The following is a 1,021-nucleotide window of genomic DNA, read 5'->3' on the forward strand; positions in this document are numbered from 1 at the left end:
ATCAGACATGGTTGACAGCGGAAACTCATACGGCGAGCGCGTATCCAGAGTTAGTTGGATGGGTCACTGGTTCGCATTTTCAATATCATTGCTGCGATGTTGATTGGTACGCGTTATATCACCCAGTCCCCTTGGCCAGAAACGCTACTCGGGCAATTTTATCTGGTTGTCTCTTGGGTTGGTCATTTTGGCTTTTTGGTGTTTGCCTTATACCTGCTGATTCTGTTTCCTTTAACTTTTATTGTCACTCGCAGCGGTTATTCCGTTTAACTTCTGTGGTTTTTGCGACCACAGGATTGACGGTGCTGCTGATCGATACACAAGCGTATCAGAGCATCAACCTACACCTAACCCCCGTGGTTTGGGAGTTGCTGTTTAGCGATGACAAATCCGCTCTCAGCGCCGATCTCCAGCATCTGTTTATTGTGCTTCCGCTGATCTTTTTCCTGCAACTTGGTTTGTCGGAATGGGTGTGGAAGAAACAACGTAAACTCGCACACAAACATATTGGCCGCCCATTAGCCGCCGTCTTCTTTGTCTGCTTTATTGTTAGTCATCTGATCTACATGTGGTCCGATGCTTATTTCTATAATCCCGTGACTAGCCAAAGAGCCAACTTCCCGTTGTCTTACCCAATGACAGCGAAAAGCTTTATGGAAAACATGGTCTACTGGATCGTGATGAATACTAAAACGTTTAGGAACGAACGAAAACAACGTCGAGTTGGTGCGTTACCCATTAGACCAGCTAACGTTTAACCGTCGTGGTAACAACCTCAATGTACTGATGATCAGCGTAAACAATTTACGCAGCGATCGTCTTTCGGCAGAACAAATGCCAAATATGTTTGAGTTTGCCTCTAACAACCAATGGTTTACCAACCACTACAGCTCAAGTAACGATGGCTATGGCATTTTTGGCTTCCTTTCATGGCCTGCCGACCAGCTACGCCAGCAGCATTAAAGCACAAGGCACCGCGCCCATTTTCTTGAAAGTCCTCCAAGATCAGGGCTATCAATTT

1 protein-coding gene and 1 pseudogene are annotated in these 1,021 nt (G+C 45.9%); both read left to right on the forward strand.

Annotated features, from left to right (window positions below):
- Positions 1-96: 96 nt before the first annotated feature.
- A pseudogene (locus CIK04_RS28120) lies at positions 97-758 on the forward strand (DUF3413 domain-containing protein).
- Complete coding sequence (locus CIK04_RS34545) at positions 727-963, forward strand: hypothetical protein (protein ID WP_325205935.1); 237 nt, start codon at positions 727-729, stop codon at positions 961-963. Before CIK04_RS28120 ends, CIK04_RS34545 begins: the two are co-directional and overlap by 32 nt.
- Positions 964-1,021 lie beyond the last annotated feature (58 nt).

The organism is Vibrio sp. 03_296 (genome assembly GCF_002265885.1).